The sequence below is a fragment of the Achromobacter sp. UBA2119 genome, from assembly GCF_002331005.1.
Classification (GTDB): Bacteria; Pseudomonadota; Gammaproteobacteria; order Burkholderiales; family Burkholderiaceae_B; genus Achromobacter; species Achromobacter animicus.
Window position 1 is genome coordinate 329612 of the sequence record NZ_DCYD01000019.1, and the last position, 18414, is coordinate 348025.

The 18414-nt window shown below is 66.3% G+C and carries 12 protein-coding genes and 1 pseudogene; 7 read left to right on the forward strand and 6 right to left on the reverse strand.

Annotated features, from left to right (window positions below; genetic code table 11):
- Positions 1-58 precede the first annotated feature (58 nt).
- A pseudogene (locus tag B3098_RS25035) lies at positions 59-1015 on the forward strand (alpha/beta fold hydrolase).
- 19 nt (positions 1016-1034) lie between these two features.
- On the forward strand, positions 1035-2018 hold the full coding sequence (locus B3098_RS25040) for a Bug family tripartite tricarboxylate transporter substrate binding protein (RefSeq protein ID WP_175121146.1): 984 nt from the start codon (positions 1035-1037) through the stop codon (positions 2016-2018).
- A gap of 100 nt (positions 2019-2118) precedes the next feature.
- Here B3098_RS25040 and B3098_RS25045 read toward each other — a convergent pair whose 3' ends face one another.
- Positions 2119-3750 (reverse strand): methyl-accepting chemotaxis protein, encoded by a 1632-nt coding sequence (locus B3098_RS25045; protein WP_175121145.1) that lies wholly within the window; start codon positions 3748-3750, stop codon positions 2119-2121.
- Between the two features lie 247 nt (positions 3751-3997).
- Complete coding sequence (gene purL / locus B3098_RS25050) at positions 3998-8047, reverse strand: phosphoribosylformylglycinamidine synthase (RefSeq protein WP_286899709.1); 4050 nt, start codon at positions 8045-8047, stop codon at positions 3998-4000.
- A gap of 360 nt (positions 8048-8407) precedes the next feature.
- On the opposite strand from purL, the gene B3098_RS25055 reads away from it, so the two are divergent.
- The 3 genes from B3098_RS25055 (at position 8408) to B3098_RS25065 (ending at position 11359) form a co-directional block, all read left to right on the forward strand.
- The gene (locus B3098_RS25055; RefSeq protein WP_175136177.1) at positions 8408-8950 is read left to right on the forward strand and encodes a TRAP transporter small permease; all 543 of its coding nucleotides are present in this window, start codon (positions 8408-8410) and stop codon (positions 8948-8950) included.
- A complete protein-coding gene (locus B3098_RS25060) occupies positions 8947-10245 on the forward strand; it encodes a TRAP transporter large permease (RefSeq protein ID WP_056562218.1) in 1299 nt (432 codons plus the stop codon). Before B3098_RS25055 ends, B3098_RS25060 begins: the two co-directional genes overlap by 4 nt.
- Before the next feature lie 85 nt (positions 10246-10330).
- Positions 10331-11359, forward strand: coding sequence for a DctP family TRAP transporter solute-binding subunit (locus B3098_RS25065; protein ID WP_218344222.1), 1029 nt, complete (start codon positions 10331-10333; stop codon positions 11357-11359).
- Positions 11360-11511: 152 nt separating this feature from the next.
- Here B3098_RS25065 and greB read toward each other — a convergent pair whose 3' ends face one another.
- From greB to B3098_RS25080, 3 genes are all read right to left on the reverse strand, one after another.
- Positions 11512-12063 (reverse strand): transcription elongation factor GreB, encoded by a 552-nt coding sequence (gene greB / locus B3098_RS25070; RefSeq protein WP_056319052.1) that lies wholly within the window; start codon positions 12061-12063, stop codon positions 11512-11514.
- A gap of 67 nt (positions 12064-12130) precedes the next feature.
- Complete coding sequence (locus B3098_RS25075; RefSeq protein ID WP_191575517.1) at positions 12131-12976, reverse strand: 3',5'-nucleoside bisphosphate phosphatase; 846 nt, start codon at positions 12974-12976, stop codon at positions 12131-12133.
- 69 nt (positions 12977-13045) lie between these two features.
- A complete protein-coding gene (locus tag B3098_RS25080) occupies positions 13046-14023 on the reverse strand; it encodes an alpha/beta fold hydrolase (RefSeq protein ID WP_286899717.1) in 978 nt (325 codons plus the stop codon).
- Positions 14024-14261: 238 nt separating this feature from the next.
- Here B3098_RS25080 and cfa point away from each other — a divergent pair, with 238 nt between their 5' ends.
- On the forward strand, positions 14262-15452 hold the full coding sequence (gene cfa / locus B3098_RS25085) for a cyclopropane fatty acyl phospholipid synthase (protein WP_175136175.1): 1191 nt from the start codon (positions 14262-14264) through the stop codon (positions 15450-15452).
- Positions 15453-15521: 69 nt separating this feature from the next.
- Here cfa and B3098_RS25090 read toward each other — a convergent pair whose 3' ends face one another.
- Positions 15522-17144, reverse strand: a complete 1623-nt coding sequence (locus B3098_RS25090) for a GMC family oxidoreductase (RefSeq protein ID WP_175121138.1) — start codon at positions 17142-17144, stop codon at positions 15522-15524.
- Between the two features lie 309 nt (positions 17145-17453).
- Between B3098_RS25090 and B3098_RS25095 the strand changes: the two genes are divergently transcribed.
- The gene (locus tag B3098_RS25095) at positions 17454-18344 is read left to right on the forward strand and encodes a LysR family transcriptional regulator (RefSeq protein ID WP_286899719.1); all 891 of its coding nucleotides are present in this window, start codon (positions 17454-17456) and stop codon (positions 18342-18344) included.
- The last annotated feature ends 70 nt before the right edge of the window (positions 18345-18414 follow it).

Here is an 18414-nt window from a genome sequence, read left to right on the forward strand (position 1 = left end):
TGCACAAGACAGAAACACCTTGCAACTATTATCCCCGCATCCACTCCTGGAAAACCCTATGTCCGACATCCCTGTCCAGCTCAAGTCCATCCGCAGCCATTACCTGGGCGGCTTCGAAGTCGTGGCCGGCGGACTGCCGATGCAGCAGCAAAAGGTGGTTGGCAATGCGTCGCCCCGGCTCATCGACATGAACGGCGGCTACAGCGTCGGCCAGTTGTATGTCCAGGAGTATCGCCTCGCCCAGCCGACGCGGCCTTACCCCGTCCTGCTATGGCATGGCGGCGGAATGACCGGCGCGCAATGGGAAAGCACGCCGGATGGCCGCGACGGCTGGTTGTGGCGCCTGCTGCAGGCCGGCTAGGACGTCTTCGTGTCCGACGCGCCGGAACGCGGCCGCGCCTCGTGGGCGATGTTTCCTGAAGTCTACGATTCGGCCCCCATCTTCCGATCAAAGGAAGAAGCGTGGCGGCTGTTCCGCATCGGCCCGGCCTCGGGCTATGCGCCGGCTGGCGAACCGCGCCAGGCGTATCCGGGCCAGCAGTTTCCGGTCGAGGCATTCGACACCTTTTCCAAACAATTCGTCCCGCGCTGGCTGACGCACGGCGACATGGCGCTGGACGCCTATCGCGCGCTGCTCGACTTCGTGGGCCCTTGCATCCTGGTCGGCCACAGCCAGGGCGGCGGCTTTGTCACGCAGCTCGCGCAGGAATATGCCGCGACCGTGCGCGCCGTCGTGGCCGTTGAACCCACCGGCACCCCGGCCCAGGCCTCCTGTCAGTTGCCCCCGCAACTGCTGGTCTGGGGCGATCACTTCACCGCGGACGACACCTGGCAGCGCTATCGCGCCCAGACGGACGCCTATTGGAACGCCCTGCGCGCGGCCGGACAACGCGCCGACGTGCTGGACCTGCCCGCTGCCGGCATCGCCGGCAACTCGCACTTCTGCATGCTGGATCGCAACAGCGACCACATTGCCGGATTGATCGTCGATTGGCTCGATCGCAGCCTCGACTAACCTTCTCGTGGAGATACAGATGACCCTGAAGAAAACCACCATCGCCCTGGCGCTCCTGACCGGCGCCACGCTGGCGGCCGGCGCTTCGGCCCAGCAGTCCGACTACCCGAGCAAGCCCATCCGCATGATCGTGCCGTTCGCGCCGGGCGGCACCGCCGACATCATCGGCCGCGTCTTCGCCGCGCAACTGGGCACCGAACTCGGCGTCACGGTGGTGGTCGAGAACAAGGCGGGCGCAGGCGGTTCGATCGGCACGCGCTACGTCGCCGACGCCGCACCCGACGGCTACACCATCCTGCTGGCCTCCTCCAGCACCCACGGCACGAACCCCGCCGTCTACAAGAACCTGACGTACGATGCGTCGCAGGACTTTACGGCCATCACGCAACTGGTCACCGTGCCCGGCGTGCTGAGCGTCACCAAGGACTTCCCCGCCGCCGACCTGAACGCGCTGATCGCGCAATCGAAGGCCAATCCGGACAAGTACACGTACGCGTCGTCCGGCGCGGGCGGCCTGGGCAACCTGGCCATGGAACTGATGAAGTCGATGACGGGTTCGCACCTGATGCACATCGCCTACCGCGGCGCGGGCCCCGCTTTCACCGACGTGATCAGCGGCCAGGTGTCGATGATCTGGGAACCGGTGCCGGCCTCGCTGCCCTACATCAAGAGCGGCCAGATCCGCCCGATCGCCATAGCCGCCGACGTGCGTTCGCCGGAACTGCCCGACACGCCGACCTTCAAGGAAGCCGGCCTGACGCGCTATGAAGCCAACGCGTGGAACGGCCTGCTGGCCCCGAAGAACCTGCCCGAAGCCGTGAAGACCAAGCTGCACGACGCCTCGGTCAAGGCGCTGAACACGCCGGAAGTGAAGGCCAAGATGGCCAGCCTGGGCGGCACCGTGGTGGCCGGATCGTCGGACGCCTTCCAGCAAGTGATCGCCAGCGACGTGAAGAAGTGGAAGAACGTCGCCAACGACGCCAAGATCCAGCTCGACCAGTAATGCGAAAGGCCCCGGCGCGTTGCGTCGGGGCCTTGCGTGGTACGTGCAAGCCGGCCTTCGGGGCCGGCTTTTTATTGGCGCGTAACTTTGGCGGGCGGAATCAGGCGCCGATGAGGGCCGGTTCAGCGCCGCGGTTGTCCAGCGCGGGAGCTTCAGCGTCGATCACCCGGCCGGATTGCAGTTTGAACACCGCAACGGCGTCGCGCAGGCGCTGGGCCTGCGTTTCCAGCGATGCCGCCGAGGCCGCGGCCTCTTCGACCAGCGCCGCGTTCTGCTGCGTCACGCTGTCCATCTGCGACACGGCCTGGTTCACCTGCTCGATGCCCTGCGACTGCTCCTCGGACGCACTGGAGATCTCGTTGATGATGTCCGCCACGCGGCGCACCGACGTCACGATCTCCTGCATGGTGGCGCCGGCGGCCTCCACCTGGTCCGAACCCACCGAAACCTTCTGCACGGAGTCGTCGATCAGGCCCTTGATCTCCTTGGCGGCGGCGGCGCTGCGCTGCGCCAGCGCGCGCACTTCGCTGGCCACCACGGCGAAACCCTTGCCCTGCTCGCCCGCGCGCGCGGCTTCGACCGCGGCGTTCAGCGCCAGGATGTTGGTCTGGAAGGCAATGCCATCGATCACGCCGACGATGTCGGAGATGCGATGCGAGCTGTCGGCAATGCCGCGCATCGTGCCGACCACGTCGCCGACCGCCTGGCCGCCTCGCGTGGCGACTTCGGATGCCGCCATCGCCAGTTGCGCCGCGCTGCGCGAGCTGTCGGCGTTGTTCTTCACGGTGGAGGACAGTTCGTCCATGCTGGCGGCGGTTTCTTCCAGCGAGGCGGCCTGCTGCTCGGTGCGCGAGGACAGGTCGATGTTGCCCGCGGCGATTTCGCGCGAGCCGGTGTGGATCTCTTCAACGCCCAGGCGGACGGCCGACACCGTGCGCGCCAGGCTGTCCTGCATGCGCTTGACGGCGCCGTACAGGACGCCGATCTCATTGTTGCCGCGCTGCTCGATGCGGTTGGTCAGGTCGCCGCTGGCGATGCGGTCGAACAGGCGCCCGGCTTCATGCAACGGACGGAAGACGGCGCGGCCGAAGACCACATACAGGCCCACGACCAGTGCGGCCACCACGACCAGCAGACAGATCAGGAAGACGATCGCGGTATTGATGCGCGCGGCGGAATCGCGCGCCACGCGCTGGCCGACTTCGTCGGCGAAGTCCACATATTGCTGGTTGGCCTGGGTGAACTTGGTGCCCAGCGGGCTGACCTTTTCCTGATTGATGCGGCCGGCCTCCTTGGCGTCGCCGGCGCGAATGGCGGCGATCATCGGGCCGATGGCCTCGCGCACGTAGACGTCGTAGGCGGCCAGCGCGGCCTCGAACAAAGGCTTGCCCTGCGGCGACGTTTCCGGCAGCTTGCGCGCGGCTTCGATCTGACCGGTGGCCTTGGTGACGTAGCTGTCCATGCGCTGCATGTTGCTGGCCGTCGTGTCCAGGCTCTTGCCTTCGAGCAGCGCGCTATGCGCCGCCAGCAGCACCACGCGGGCGCGCAGCAGGTCCGACGCCGCGTCGTCCAGCGAATTGGCGCGGACCAGGTTGGTGTCCAGCATCACCTCGATCGAGGTGCGGTTGGAGGTCAGTTGCTGGTAGACCGCGATGCCGGTCACCAGAAAGAGTGCAAAGAAGACGGCCAAGGCGGTCGTCAGGATTGCGCGGATACTTAAATTCTTGAACATTGAAAGCCACTCCGGGGGTTGCGTAACGCTTTCCCCTTAACGGCGCAATGCAATGAAAAGTTAAATATTTCACCGGGTTACATGCGTTGAGCGGACCGCGTGGCAGACAGCTTGTGCGCCTGCCGCCAGCGCTCCCCCCTTCGGCGGCGGAATCATCGCCGCCGCGGCAAGGCCGTCAACGCAAAACCGCCGCGGACGAGCCGCGGCGGTTTCGGTGGCCAGGGGTTCGGGGCTTAGCCCGAAACGCTTACTTCAGCCAGGCGCGCGCGTTGCGGAAGATGCGCATCCACGGGCTGAACGCACCGCCCGAGTCCGCATTGCCCCACTTCTCGGGCGCCCACGACATCATGACGTTGCGGGTCACGCGTTCCGGGTGCGGCATCATCACCGTGAAGCGGCCGTCGGCCGTGGTGACCGAGGTCAGGCCGCCCGGGCTGCCGTTCGGGTTGAACGGATAGGCTTCGGTGGCTTGGCCATAGTTGTCGATGAAGCGCGCGCCGGCCAGCACGCGGCTGGCGTCGCCCTGCTGCGAGAAGTCGGCAAAGCCTTCGCCATGAGCCACGGCGACCGGCACGCGGGCGCCTTCCATGCCGGCAAAGAAGATCGACGGCGACTTGGCGATTTCCACCATCGACAGGCGGGCTTCGTACTTTTCGGACTGGTTGCGCGTGAAGCGCGGCCAGTGCTCGGCGCCCGGGATCATGGGCGCCAGCGCGGCCATCATCTGGCAGCCGTTGCAAACGCCCAGCGCAAAGGTATCGGGACGCGCGAAGTACGCGGCGAACTGATCCGACAGCTTGCTGTTGAAGCGGATGGTGCGCGCCCAGCCTTCGCCGGCGCCCAGCACGTCGCCGTAGCTGAAGCCGCCGACGGCGACCAGGCCCTGCATCTGGGCCAGGTCCAGGCGACCGGACAGGAGGTCGGTCATGTGGACGTCGATGGCCTCGAAGCCCGAGGTATCGAAGGCCCAGGCCATTTCGACCTGGCTGTTGCAGCCCTGCTCGCGCAGGATGGCCACGCGCGGACGCTTGCCGGTATTGATGAACGGCGCGGCCACGTCCTCTTGCGGGTCGAAGGCCACGGTCGGGCTCATGCCCGGATCCTTGGTGTCGTTCCAGACGTCCAGTTCAGCCTGGGCGCACGCGGGGTTGTCGCGGCGCGCCATGATGCGGTGCGAGACCTCGGACCACGCGCGGCCCAGATCGGCGCGCGGCTGGCCCCAGACCTTGCGGCCGTCGCGGTAGAACTCGACTTCGTCGGCGGCATTCAGGCCGCCGATGACGTGCGAGTGCGCCGACAGGCCCGCGCCGCGCAGCACCTGCATGACGGCGTCGCGTTGCGAGGCCGGCACCTGGATGACGGCGCCCGCTTCTTCCGAGAACAGGGCCTTCAGCGTCAGTTCGTCGCGCTGCACGGCGACCTGTTCCGGACGGATCTTGTAGTCGCCCCAATCGGCCGACTGCGGGTCGAAGGTCAGCATGTCCAGGTTGACCGAGATGCCGGTGCGGCCGGCGAAGGCCATTTCGACCAGCGTGGCGAACAGGCCGCCATCGGAACGGTCGTGATAGGACAGGATGGTGCCGGCTTCGGCCAGCGTGCGGATGGTGACGAAGAAGGCGCGCAGATCTTGCGGCGCGTCGATGTCCGGCACGGTCTGGCCGACCTGGTTGTAGGTCTGCGCCAGGATCGAGCCGCCCATGCGGTGACGGCCACGGCCCAGGTCGATCAGGATCAGGACGCTGTCGCCGGCGTCGGTGCGCAGTTGCGGCGTCAGGCTGGCGCGGACATCAGCAACGGGTGCGAACGCCGTGATGATCAGCGACACGGGCGCCACGACCTGGCGCTGCTCGCCGTCCTGTTCCCAGGAGGTCTTCATGGACAGCGAGTCCTTGCCGACCGGGATGGACAGGCCGGTGGCCTGGCACAGTTCGCTGACGGCGGACACGGTGTCGTACAGCGCGGCATCCTGGCCGGCCACACCGCAGGCGGCCATCCAGTTGGCCGACAGCTTGATGTCTTCAAGGCGCGCCACGTCGGCGGCGGCCAGGTTGGTCAGGGCTTCGGCCACGGCCATGCGGCCCGAGGCCGGGGCGTCCAGCATGGCGATCGGAGTGCGTTCGCCCATCGACATGGCTTCGCCGCGGAAGCCTTCGTAGTCGGCCAGCGTGACGGCGCAGTCGGCAACCGGCACCTGCCACGGGCCGACCATCTGGTCGCGGCTGGACAGACCGCCAACGGTGCGGTCGCCGATGGTGATGAGGAAGGACTTGTTGGCTACGGTGGGGTGGCGCAGCACGCGGTAGGCGGCTTCGGTCAGGTCGATGCCGGCCAGATCCAGCGGCTCGGACACGCCGGGCAGGCGCGTCACGTCGCGGGTCATGCGCGGCGGCTTGCCCAGGATGACGTCGATGGGCACGTCCACAGGGCGCACTTCGGCGTCGCCTTGCGGGCGGATCGTGTCCAGACCGGGCAGGCCTTCGCCGTCCACCACGCGCAGCTGCCGCTCTTCGGTGGCCACGCCCACCACTGCGTACGGGCAGCGTTCGCGGCGGGCGATGGCGTCAAAGCGTTCCAGGTCTTGCGGCAGGATCGACAGGACGTAGCGTTCCTGCGATTCGTTGCTCCAGATTTCGGCGGGCGACAGGCCCGATTCTTCGAGAGGCACGCGCTTCAGGTCGAAGATGGCGCCGCGGCCGGCGTCGTTGACCAGTTCGGGGAATGCGTTGGACAGGCCGCCCGCACCGACGTCGTGGATCGCGATGATGGGGTTGTTCTCGGCCTGCTGCCAGCAGCGGTCGATGACCTCTTGGGCGCGGCGTTCGATTTCGGGATTGCCGCGCTGGACGGAGTCGAAGTCCAGTTCAGCCGAGTTGCTGCCCATGCTGATGCTGGAGGCAGCGCCGCCGCCCATGCCGATGCGGAAGCCCGGGCCGCCCAATTGGATCAGCAGCGCGCCGGGGGGAATCACATCCTTGTGCGTGAGGCCGGCGTCGATGCTGCCCAGGCCGCCCGCGATCATGATGGGCTTGTGATAGCCCCAGCGCGTGCCGCCGGCGGTCTGCTCGAACGAGCGGAAATAACCCAGCAGGTTGGGACGGCCGAATTCGTTGTTGAACGCGGCGCCGCCGATGGGGCCGTCGATCATGATGGACAGGGGCGAAGCGATGCGATCCGGCAGGCCGTGGTGGTCGGTTTCCCAGGGTTGCAGCGCGTCGTCAAAGCGCAGGTGCGACACGGTGAAGCCCGTGAGGCCCGCCTTGGGCTTGGAGCCGCGGCCGGTGGCGCCTTCGTCGCGGATTTCGCCGCCGTTGCCGGTAGACGCACCGGGGAACGGGGCGATGGCGGTCGGGTGGTTGTGCGTTTCCACCTTCATGAGCGTATGAACGGTGGTGTCGCGGCGGATGTACTTGGCGCTGTCGGCGCCCTGGCCTGCCAGGCCCGGCACGCCGGCCTGGAAGCGCTGCGCAGGGCCGCCTTCCATGATGGCGGCGTTGTCCGAATAAGCGACGACGGTGCCTTGCGGCTGCGCCTTGTGCGTGGCGCGGATCATGCCGAACAGCGTGTTGGGCTGCGACTGGCCGTCGATGACCCATTCGGCGTTGAAGATCTTGTGGCGGCAGTGTTCGCTGTTGGCCTGCGCGAACATCATCAGCTCGACGTCGGTGGGATCGCGGCCCAGGTCGGTGAAGGACTTGGCCAGGTATTCGATCTCGTCGTCGGACAGGGCCAGGCCCAGCGTGGTGTTGGCTTCGACCAGCGCATCGGCGCCGCGCGTCTGGACGTCGACCGTGCGCATGGGCTTGCCGGCCAACGGCTGGAACAGCGCCTGGCCGTCGAAGCTGGCGTCCACCACGGTTTCGGTCATGCGGTCGTGCAGGCAGTCGGCCGCGCGCGCCAGCATGGCTTCGTCGAGCGACTTGGCGCCGAGCAGGCCGCGTTCGGGCGTAATGACATAGCGCACGCCGCGTTCAATGCGATGCACCGACGACAGGCCGCAGTTGTGGGCGATGTCGGTGGCCTTGCTGGCCCAGGGGGAGATCGTGCCGAGGCGCGGGATGACCAGCAGGGACACGCTCTTGGCGGGCGCGTCCCCCGTGGCGGGCGTGCCGTAGTCGAGCAGTTGCGACAGTTGCTGCTGCTGTTCCGCCGTCAGGGCGGCGTCGGTGCTGACGAAGTGCTCGTAGCGGGCGGATATGTCGGCCACCGGCAGGCCGGCTTCCTTCAATTGCGCCAGAAGGCGATCACGTCGAAAGGAGGACAGGACGGAGGAACCAGGCAGATGCTGAACTAGGGACACGATGCGGGCGCCGTATAAAGAGGGGTGCAAAGCAGGGATTTTACCCGTTTAAGGGGTTTTCCCGGAGCCGAAGTTCGCGGCGGGTTCCAGCGGTCCGATTTGGCCATTGTTACAAAAGAATTCCGCGGCCCGCGCACTGCGATGGTGCAAAGCAATATCGGCGGCACCACGGGACGGAAGGCAGCTCTTTTGCCCTCCCGGCGGCGTTCCTGCACCGCCCCGTTGACGCAGCGCAGCATGTTGCTTCGACCCCGCATTGCGGGAAAACACGAAGACCTGGCCCGGCAGCGCAACGGTAGGATGCAGCGACCCTTCCAACAAGAAAAGCGCCCTCCCCGCGCCCGCTGGCCGCTGCCTCACATGTCCCGCCCAGAAGCCCCCGCCGAGCCCGTAGAACCGATCATCCCCGTAGAAGCAGATCCCGCCGTGAAGGTGCCGCTGGCCGTTGAGGACTGGCTGGCCGTGATCCTGCTGGCGACGTTGGCCATCATCACTTTCCTGAACGTGCTGGTGCGCTACTTCACCGATCAGTCTTTCGCCTGGACGGAAGAAATCTCCGTGTTCCTCCTGATCGTGCTGACGATGGCAGGCGGCAGCGTGGCGTTCGTGCGCAATCATCACATCCGCATCGAGATCCTGGCGGACTCGGGATCGCCGCGCCGCCAGCGCATCATGGCGCTGATCTCGAACGGCTGCGTGCTGGGGTTCTTCGTGTTGCTGACCGTGCTGTCGGTCAAGCTGGTTTATGACGAATACATCTACGAGGAAACCTCGCCGGCCATCGGTGTGCCGACCTGGTGGTATTCGATCTGGCTGCCGGTCATGGCCGCCGCGATTTCGCTGCGCACGCTCGGCACGTTGCGCCGCCTCGTGCGCGCGCCGGGCCAGGAAGCCCAGCGATGATCGCCGCCATCCTCTTTACCGTCTTCATCGTCCTGATGATCATCGGCGTGCCGGTTGGCGTCGCGCTGGGCATTGGCGGCACGGTGGCGATCGTGCTGACCAACCTGGATACGCCCTGGTATGGCCTGCTGACGGTGCCGCAGAACTTCTATGCCGGGCTGGCGAAGTACCCGCTGCTGGCGATTCCGATGTTCGTGCTGGTGGGTTCCATCTTCGACCGCTCGGGCGTGGCCAAGCGGCTGGTGGACTTTGCGATTGCCATCGTCGGACGCGGTCCGGGCATGCTGCCGCTGGTGTCGATTGCAGTGGCCATGTTTCTGGGCGGCATCTCGGGCTCGGGACCGGCCTGCGCCGCGGCCGTGGGCGCGGTGATGATCACCGCAATGTCGCGCGCCGGCTATCCGGGGTCGTTCTCGGCGTCCGTGGTGGCCGCCGGCGCCGCCACCGATATCCTGATCCCGCCATCCGTGGCCTTCATCATCTATTCCGTGCTGGTGCCGGGCGCATCGGTGCCCGCGCTGTTTGCCGCCGGCATGATCCCGGGCATCCTGGCTGGCTTTGCGCTGATCATTCCGGCCGTGTGGCTGAGCCGCAAGTACAAGATGGGCGCGCTGGAAGCGCACCTGCCCCGCCCGCCGTTCTGGAAGAGCCTGCGCGAAGCGTCCTGGGGCCTGGCTGCCCCCGTGCTGATCCTGGGCGGCATGCGGATGGGCTGGTTCACGCCGACCGAGGCCGCCGTCGTCGCGGTGTTCTATGGCCTGTTCGTGGGCGGCTTCATCCACCGCACCATCAAGTTCCGCGACCTCTACAAAATCCTGCGCGAAGCCGCCGAGCTGTCCGCCGTGATCATGCTGGTGGTGACGCTGGCCGGGATCTTTGCGTGGGCCCTGTCGACGCTGAGCGTGATCGACCCGATCACGCATGCCATCGTCAATTCCGGTCTGGGCGAATGGGGCGTGCTGGCGCTGCTGATCCTGCTGCTGATGACCGTGGGCATGTTCCTGGACGGCATCTCGATCTTTCTGATTTTCGTGCCGCTGCTCATGCCGATCGCCAATGCCTACGGCTGGGATCCGGTGTGGTTTGGCGTGATCCTGACCTTGAAGGTGGCGCTGGGCCAGTTCACGCCGCCGCTGGCCGTGAACCTGATGGTGTCGTGCCGCATCGCGCGCGTGCCGATGGAATCGACCGTGCGCTGGGTGGTGTGGCTGCTGGGCGCGATGTTCATGGTGCTGGTCGCGGTGCTGGTGTTTCCCGAACTGGCGCTGTGGCTGCCGCGCAAACTGGGTTATTGAGAGAGGCTGGACGGGGCCGGCCCGGCAAGGGTTCCCGGCCATGGATGACAACAACAGAAAGACTCGCAGAGAGAGGAGACGCAACATGAAATTCCGCAACCTGATCGGCGCAGCGCTGTGCGCGGCAGCCGTGGTGGGCATGGCGCCCGTGCATGCGCAGAACTACAAGCCCGAGTACAAACTCTCCATCGTCGTGGGCACCACGTTCCCGTGGGGCCAGGGCGCCGAGATCTGGTCGAACCTGGTGCGCGAGCGCACCGAAGGCCGCATCAACATCAAGGTCTACCCCGGCACCTCGCTGGTACAGGGCGACCAGACCCGCGAGTTCACGGCGATCCGCCAGGGCGTGATCGACATGGCCGTGGGCTCGACCATCAACTGGTCGCCACAGGTCAAGCAGCTGAACCTGTTCTCCCTGCCCTTCCTGATGCCCGACTACGCCGCCATCGACGCGCTGGTGCAAGGCGACGTGGGCAAGGACATGTTCAAGCTCATCGAAAAGGCCGGCGTGGTGCCGCTGGCCTGGGGCGAAAACGGCTACCGCCAGGTCAGCAACTCCAAGCGTGAGATCAAGCGGCCCGAGGACATGAAGGGCATGAAGCTGCGCGTGGTCGGGTCGCCGCTGTACATCGACACGTTCACCGCACTGGGCGCCAATCCCACGCAGATGAGCTGGGCGGACGCGCAACCCGCGCTGGCCAGCGGCGCGGTCGACGGCCAGGAGAATCCGCTGTCGATCTACACGGGCTCCAAGCTCTACACCGTGGGTCAGAAGTACCTGACGTTGTGGAACTACGTGGCCGATCCGCTGATCTTCGTGGTCAACCGCGAAGTCTGGAATTCCTGGTCGGAAAAGGACCGCGACATCGTGCGCCAGGCCGCGCTGGACGCCGGCAAGCAGCAGATCGTGATCGCGCGCAAGGGCGTCACGCCCGAAGACCCGTCGCTGCTCAAGGAAATCGCCGGCCACGGCGTGACGGTGACGACGCTGTCGCAGGCCGATCACGACGCCTTCGTGAAGGCCACCAAGCCGGTCTATGAAAAGTGGAAGAAGCAGATCGGCGAGGACCTGGTCAACAAGGCCGAAAAGTCGATCGCAGAACGCAAGAAGTAACCCGCAAGAAGCAAACCGCGAAAGTTTCGCAGCAAGCCCCAGGGGAACCGGCGGCGCAAGCCGCCAACCGAGGCAGGGACGCTAGAATCCCGCCCACCAAACGGGCGCCGGCCACAACCGGCGCCCGTTATCTTTTTGGGCGTCTGACTTCCCTATTCCGGATAGCTGACTTCCAGAATATCCAGCTCATCGATGCCGGCCGGCGTGCGCAGCACCACCGTGTCGCCTTCCCGCGCCTTGATCAGCGCGCGCGCCACCGGCGAGATCCAGCTGATCTTGCCGGCCAGGGGTTCGGCCTCGTCCACGCCGACGATGGTGACGGTGTGTTCCTCGCCGGCCTTGTCCACGTAGACGACCGTGGCGCCGAAGAAGGCCTGGTCGCGGTTGGGTTGCGCCTTGGGGTCCACGACCTCGGCGATGTCCAGGCGCTTGGTCAGGAACCGCATGCGGCGGTCGATCTCGCGCAGGCGCTTCTTGCCGTAAAGATAGTCGCCGTTTTCCGAGCGGTCGCCGTTGGACGCGGCCCACGACACCACCTGCACGACGGCCGGACGTTCCACGTTCATCAGCTGGGTCAGCTCGCCGCGCAGGCGCTCGTAACCCTCGGGCGTCATGTAGTTCTTGGTGCCGGCCGGCAACGCTTGGGCCTGCGGCAGATCGTCGTCGTCCTCGTGGTCGGACTCTTTAACAAAGGCTTTATTCATGGCGGTTGCATCGCGATGGCGCGATCACTGTCGAAGCTTTCGGAATGAGCGGCGCGGGCCGCCCGCGTCAGAACCAGTCGTGCCAGACCGGCTTCAGGTCGGATGGCAGCGGCGGCAGTTGGCCCAGGTCCATCCGGCTTTCCTTGGGACTGTGGAAGTCCGAGCCGCGCGAGGCCAGAAAGCCGTAGCGGCGCGCCACCTCGGCGTACTGGCGGGCTTCTTCCACGGTGTGGCTGCCCGTGTTGACCTCGATGCCCACGCCGCCCAATTGCAGGAATTCGTCAAACAGCGCGGCAAACTGCAGGGGCGTGTACTTGTAGCGGCCCGGGTGGGCGATGACGGCCTGGCCGCCCGCGCCGCGGATCCAGCCCACGGCGTCGGCCAGCGTGGCCCATTGCATGGGCACATGGCCGGGGCAGTCGTCGCCCAGATGCTTGTTGAAAACGGTTTGCACGTCGGGGCAATAACCGGCTTGCACCAGGTATCGCGCAAAGTGCGTGCGGCTGATCAGTTCGGGGTTGCCGGCAAACGGCAGCGCGCCTTCGTAGGCGCCGGGCATCCCCATGTCTGCCAGTCGGTCGCCAATGCGCTTGGCGCGCTCGGCGCGGCCCGAGCGGGTCTTGCGCAGGCCTTCGATCAGCGCTGCGTTGGTGGGATCAAACCGCAGACCGACGATATGCACGGTCAGGCCGGCCCACGTGACGGAGACTTCGACGCCGGTGGCAAAGCGCATGCCCAGCTCTTGCGCCGCGGCGGAAGCTTCGGCGATGCCGCCCACTTCGTCGTGATCGGTCAGTGCCCAGACATCGACGCCATTGGCGAACGCCCGCTGCGCCACGTCCCGGGGCGCAAGCGCGCCGTCCGAAACGGTGGAATGGCAATGCAGGTCGATGTTCAGGGTGGGCGATTTCATCCGGCTATTGTAGAGAAGGCCCGGCGGCGCGCCTAGCGCGGTGCCGTCCCCACATTGCCGCCTGGCCGGTCAGGACAGCAGGAATTCCGCCACCGGGTTCACCTGATCGTCCGCGATCAGCGTGGGCGCGTGTCCCACCCCCGGCACCTCAAGCGCCTGTGCACGCGGATTGCGCTGGCGCATTTCTTCGACGGTGGCGCGCGTCAGCAGGTCGGACAGTTCGCCGCGCACAATCAGGATCGGGCAGTCCAGCGCGTCATACGACCGCCACAGGATCTGCTCGCCTGCCGCCAGCTCTTCGGGCGTCTGGGCCGCCAGCGCCTGGGCGATGGCCAGGTCGTAGTGCTTGACCCATTTGCCGCCCTGCGCCGGGTACAGGTATTTGGCCAGCTCGGCCCATTGGGCGTCCGTGTGCGGACCGAAGGTTTCCGAATTGGCGCGCATCGTCGCCACGGCTTCTGCGAACGTGGCGAATTCACCAGGCGCGCCCACGTACTGGCCGATACGCGACAGGGCGCCGTTTTCCAGACGCGGGCCCACGTCGTTGAGCACCAGTTTGTCCAGGCGCAGCCCCTGGTCGGGCGGCAGCATGCCGGCATGCGGGCGCATCGCCAGCATGGCCTTGGCGAATGCAGCGGCGCCTGACAACGCCATGCCGATCAACCCGCCCATCGACGTGCCGACCCACGACAGGCTGGCCGGGCGCAGGCGCGCGATGAGCGTCACCATGTCGGACACGTACTGCGGCACGGTGTAGAACGCCGGATTGACCAGCCAATCCGACCGGCCGCGGCCGACCACGTCGGGGCAGACCACGCGGTAGGTGCCCGCCAGCCGGCGCGCCAGCGCGTCAAAGTCGCGCCCGCTGCGGGTCAGGCCATGCACGCAGAGCAGCACGCGGTCATTGGCGGGATCGCCCCATTCCCAATAGGCCATGCGGTGCAGGCCCGCCGGGCTGGCGCACGTGACGAATTCCAAACGGGGTTCCAGGCTGGCATCCACTTCGATAGGCTCCACGATCGGCGCGCGCCGGCACGGCTGCGCCATTTGGCCGCTATCTTATCGGTTATGCAACGCCGGTGCGGCCTGCTCTGGACTATCCCGGCCGTCGTGGCTACGATCCTTGCATCCTCCGAGCGCCGCCGCTCGCCCGGCCCGCCGCCCATTGCCGTTGGCTATGGGCCCGATGCAATCATTAAATTGGAGTTGCATACCTTTCAAGGCGCACAGTAAAAAGCTTCAGGCATTGCCAGATCAGTCATCCCAAAATTGATATGGAGTCCGTATGCAGCAAAGCAGTCCCATCACCCCGCTGACCGAGCAGCCTGCCGGTCAACCCAGCGTCATTTCCCCTCCCCCCGCCCCCCCGAAAATCCTGCAGGACCTGATGGCGCGCGCCGACGTGCAGATCAACGGCACGCGGCCGTGGGACATGCAGGTGCATGACAAGCATATGTACGAGCGGGTGTTCGCCAGCTGGTCGTTGGGGCTGGGCGAGTCGTACATGGACGGCGAGTGGGACTGCGACCAATTGGACGAGCTCTTCACCCGCCTGCTGCGTGCCGACATGGGATCGGCGGCGCTGGGCGTGGCGCGCATCAAGCTGATCGCCGAACACCTGCGCCACAAGCTGTTCAATCTTCAGTCCAAGCATCGGGCGTTTGAAGTCGGTGAGCAGCATTACGACGCCGGCAACGACGTGTTCGAGGCGATGCTGGACAGCCGGATGATCTACTCCTGCGCGTATTGGGAACACGCCCAGACGCTGGAGGAGGCGCAGGTCGCCAAGCTGGACATGATCTGCCGCAAGCTGCAACTGAAGGAAGGCGAGACGCTGCTGGACATCGGCTGCGGCTGGGGCGGACTGGCCAAGTTCGCGGCTGAGCGCTACGGCGTCAAGGTCACGGGCGTGACCGTGTCCAAGGAGCAACTGGCCCTGGCGCAGGAACGCGTCAAAGGCCTGCCCGTGGAGCTGCTGCTGCAGGACTACCGCGATCTGCAAGGCCGCTTCGACAAGGTAGTGTCGGTCGGGATGTTCGAGCACGTCGGGCCGAAGAACTACGACACGTACTTCACCAACGTGCAGCGGCTGATGGCGCCCGAAGGCATTTTCCTGCTGCACACCATCGGTATCGCGGCCACCAGCCAGAGCACCGATCCGTGGATCGACCGCTACGTGTTTCCCAACGGCAAGCTGCCGTCGGCGCGCGAAATCGCGACGGCCGTCGAAGGCCGGTTCATCGTCGAGGACTGGCACAACTTCGGGGCGGACTACGACCGCACGCTGATGGCATGGTGGGACCGCTTCGAGCAGGCCTGGCCCACGCTGGAGTCGCGCTACGGCACCCGCTTCTACCGGATGTGGAAGTACTACCTGATGTGCTGCGCGGGCTTTTTCCGGTCGCGCGAAGGGCAGCTTTGGCAGGTCATCCTGACGCATCCGCAGCGTCAGGAGACGTACCGGTCGCTGCGTTAGACCCGCCGCATTCGCGCGTGTCCAGACAAGCCGCCCCTGACCGGGCGGCTTGTTGTCATGGGCGGACGGCTATCGCGCCGCCCCCGCCTCTTCCCGGATCATGTCCGCCGCGCGCTCCGCAATCATGATCGTCGGCGAATTGGTGTTGCCCGAGGTGATGCGCGGCATGATCGACGCGTCGGCGATGCGCAGGCCTTGCAGCCCATGCACGCGCAGCCGCGCGTCCACCACTGCGCCGCTGTCGGCGTCCCGGCCCATCGCGCAGGTGCCCACCGGGTGGAAGATGGTGGTGCCGATCTTGCCCGCCGCCTGGCGCAATTCTTCTTCGGTCTGGAATGCCGGTCCCGGCAGCCATTCGTCCGGCCGGTATCGCTGCAAGGCGGGCGCGGCGGCAATGCGGCGCACCAGGCGAATGGAATCGGCAGCCACGCGCAGGTCGTCGTCGGTGCTCAGGTAGTTTGGCCGGATGACGGGCGCTTCGCTGCCCTTCTGCCCCGCCGGTCCTTGCGCGTGCACGCTGCCGCGCGACGTGGGGCGCAGGTTGCAGACGCTGGCGGTGAAGGCGTCGAAACCATGCAGGGGTTCGCCGAACGCCCCCAACGACAGCGGCTGCACGTGGAATTCGACGTTGGCGCGGTCCTGGCCGGGATCGGATTTGGCGAACAGGCCCAGTTGCGATGGCGCCATGCTCATCGGACCGCTGCGGCTCACCAGATACTCCAGCCCGATGCCCGCCCTGCCCAGCCACGTGGACGCGATACGGTTCAGCGTCTTGACGCCGTTCACCTTGATGATGACGCGCAATTGCAGATGGTCCTGCAGGTTCTCGCCCACGCCGGGCAAGGCGTGGCGCAGCGTGATGCCGGCTTCGCGCAGGCGCGCGGGCTCGCCGATGCCGGAGACTTCCAGGAGGTGCGGCGAGTTCACCGCGCCGGCCGCCAGCACCACTTCCCGCCGTGCGCGCAACGACGCCGCGCGGCCGTTCTGGTTGACGCGCACGCCGACGCAGTGCTTTTCATCGAATTCAAGCTGTTCGGCCAGCGCGCCAGTCATCACATGCAGGTTCGGGCGCTTGCGCACCGGCCGCAGAAACGCCTTGGACGTATTCCAGCGCCAGCCGCTGCGCTGGTTGACCTCGAAATAGCCGCTGCCGAAGTTGTCGCCGCGGTTGAAATCCTGCACGCGCGGGATGCCTTCCTGTTCGGCCGCCGAAGCGAAGGCTTCCAGGATGTCCCAGCGCAGGCGCTGAGACTCCACGCGCCATTCGCCGCCCGCGCCGTGGAATTCGTCGGCGCCCCGGTGATAGTCCTCGCTGCGCTTGAAGACCGGCAACACCTGATCCCAGCTCCAGGCCGCGTCGCCCGACAGCGCGGCCCAGTCCTCGTAGTCCTGCTTCTGGCCACGCATGTAGATCATGCCGTTGATGGACGAACATCCGCCCAGCACGCGGCCGCGCGGATAGATCAGCGAGCGCCCGCCCAGCCCCGGCTCTTCGGCCGTCCGGTACATCCAGTCCGTGCGCGGATTGCCGATGCAATGCAGGTAACCGACCGGGATATGAATCCAGTGATAGTTGTCGCGCCCGCCGGCTTCCAGCAGCAGCACCTGCACGGCGGGGTCGCGGCTCAGGCGGTTGGCCAGCACGCAGCCGGCCGAACCCGCGCCCACGATGATGTAGTCGTATGTCTCCATAAGCTCTTCTTATCAAGTCGCGGGTCCTAATCGAACGCCGCCACGGTGAGCCGCCCCGGCTACGACGTTGGACGCGCGCCGGGAATCTGGCAAGACTCTGGCGCAGGACGGGGCGGCTGTCCAATGAAATGTTGAAAAGGGGATTATTAGCGTCTCTAATAATGCTCGGCAGTTTCCACGCTTGGTCGGGTGTGGGTGGGTGTCAGACACCCCTGATTTTGTAGGACTGAATGAGGTGTCTGACACCACCGGTTTTGTAGGACGAAATGAGGTGTCTGACACCCTCCAACGCGATTTCCGGGAGCATCCATGGACCTGAAGCACATCCGCACGTTTGCCGCCGTCGCGCGCGAAGGTAATTTGACGCGCGCGGCCGAGCATCTGCATTTGACGCAGCCTGCGCTCAGCCTGCAGCTCAAAAATTTTCAGGAGTCGCTGGACCTGACGCTGTTTGCGCGGACGGCGCAGGGGTTGGCGCCTAACGCGGATGGACGGGCGCTGTTGCCGTCGGCGCAAAGGGTGCTGGACGCGCTGGATGACTTTCAGCGCGCTATCGGCGCGTTGCGCGATACCGTTCAAGGCGAATTGCGCATCGGGACGATCCTGGACCCGGAATTCCTGCGGCTGGGCGCCACGCTGCAGTATCTGGTCGAGCATTACCCTAAGATCCGCCCCACCCTGCGGCACGGCATGTCGGGATCGGTCGGCCGGCAAGTGCGCGCCGGAGAATTGGACGTGGGGTTCTTTCTGGGGCCACACGCCCGGGACGGCAGCCAGCCTTCCGGCCTGCACGCCCAACCGCTTGCTTCCTTTTCCTATTACGTCGTCGCCCCGAAAAGCTGGAGCGCGCAGGTCGCGGGACGGGGCTGGGCGGAAATCGCCGCGTTGCCGTGGATCTGGACCCCGCCGGATTCAGTCCACCACCGCCTGCTGTCCGACAAGTTCGACGCCCTGGGCATTACGCCGCACGCGGTGGCCGAGGTCGATCAGGAGGCTTCGATGCTGGATCTGGTGCGCTCGGGCGTGGGCCTGTCCCTCGCGCGCGACGCCATCGCGCTGCGCGAATCGCAATCCAGCGGCCTGCAACTCGTGAAAGGCCTGTCGATCCAGGCGGAGCTGTCCTTCATCACCCAGGCGGCGCGGCGCAACGATCCGCTCGTCGCGGCCGCCTTTGCCGCGGTGCAGGCGGCATTCGCCTGATTCGGCTGTCGGCCGCCGCACGCCCCGACGGCCATTCATGCTGCGCTGCGCCAAACGGGTGCAGGGCGCA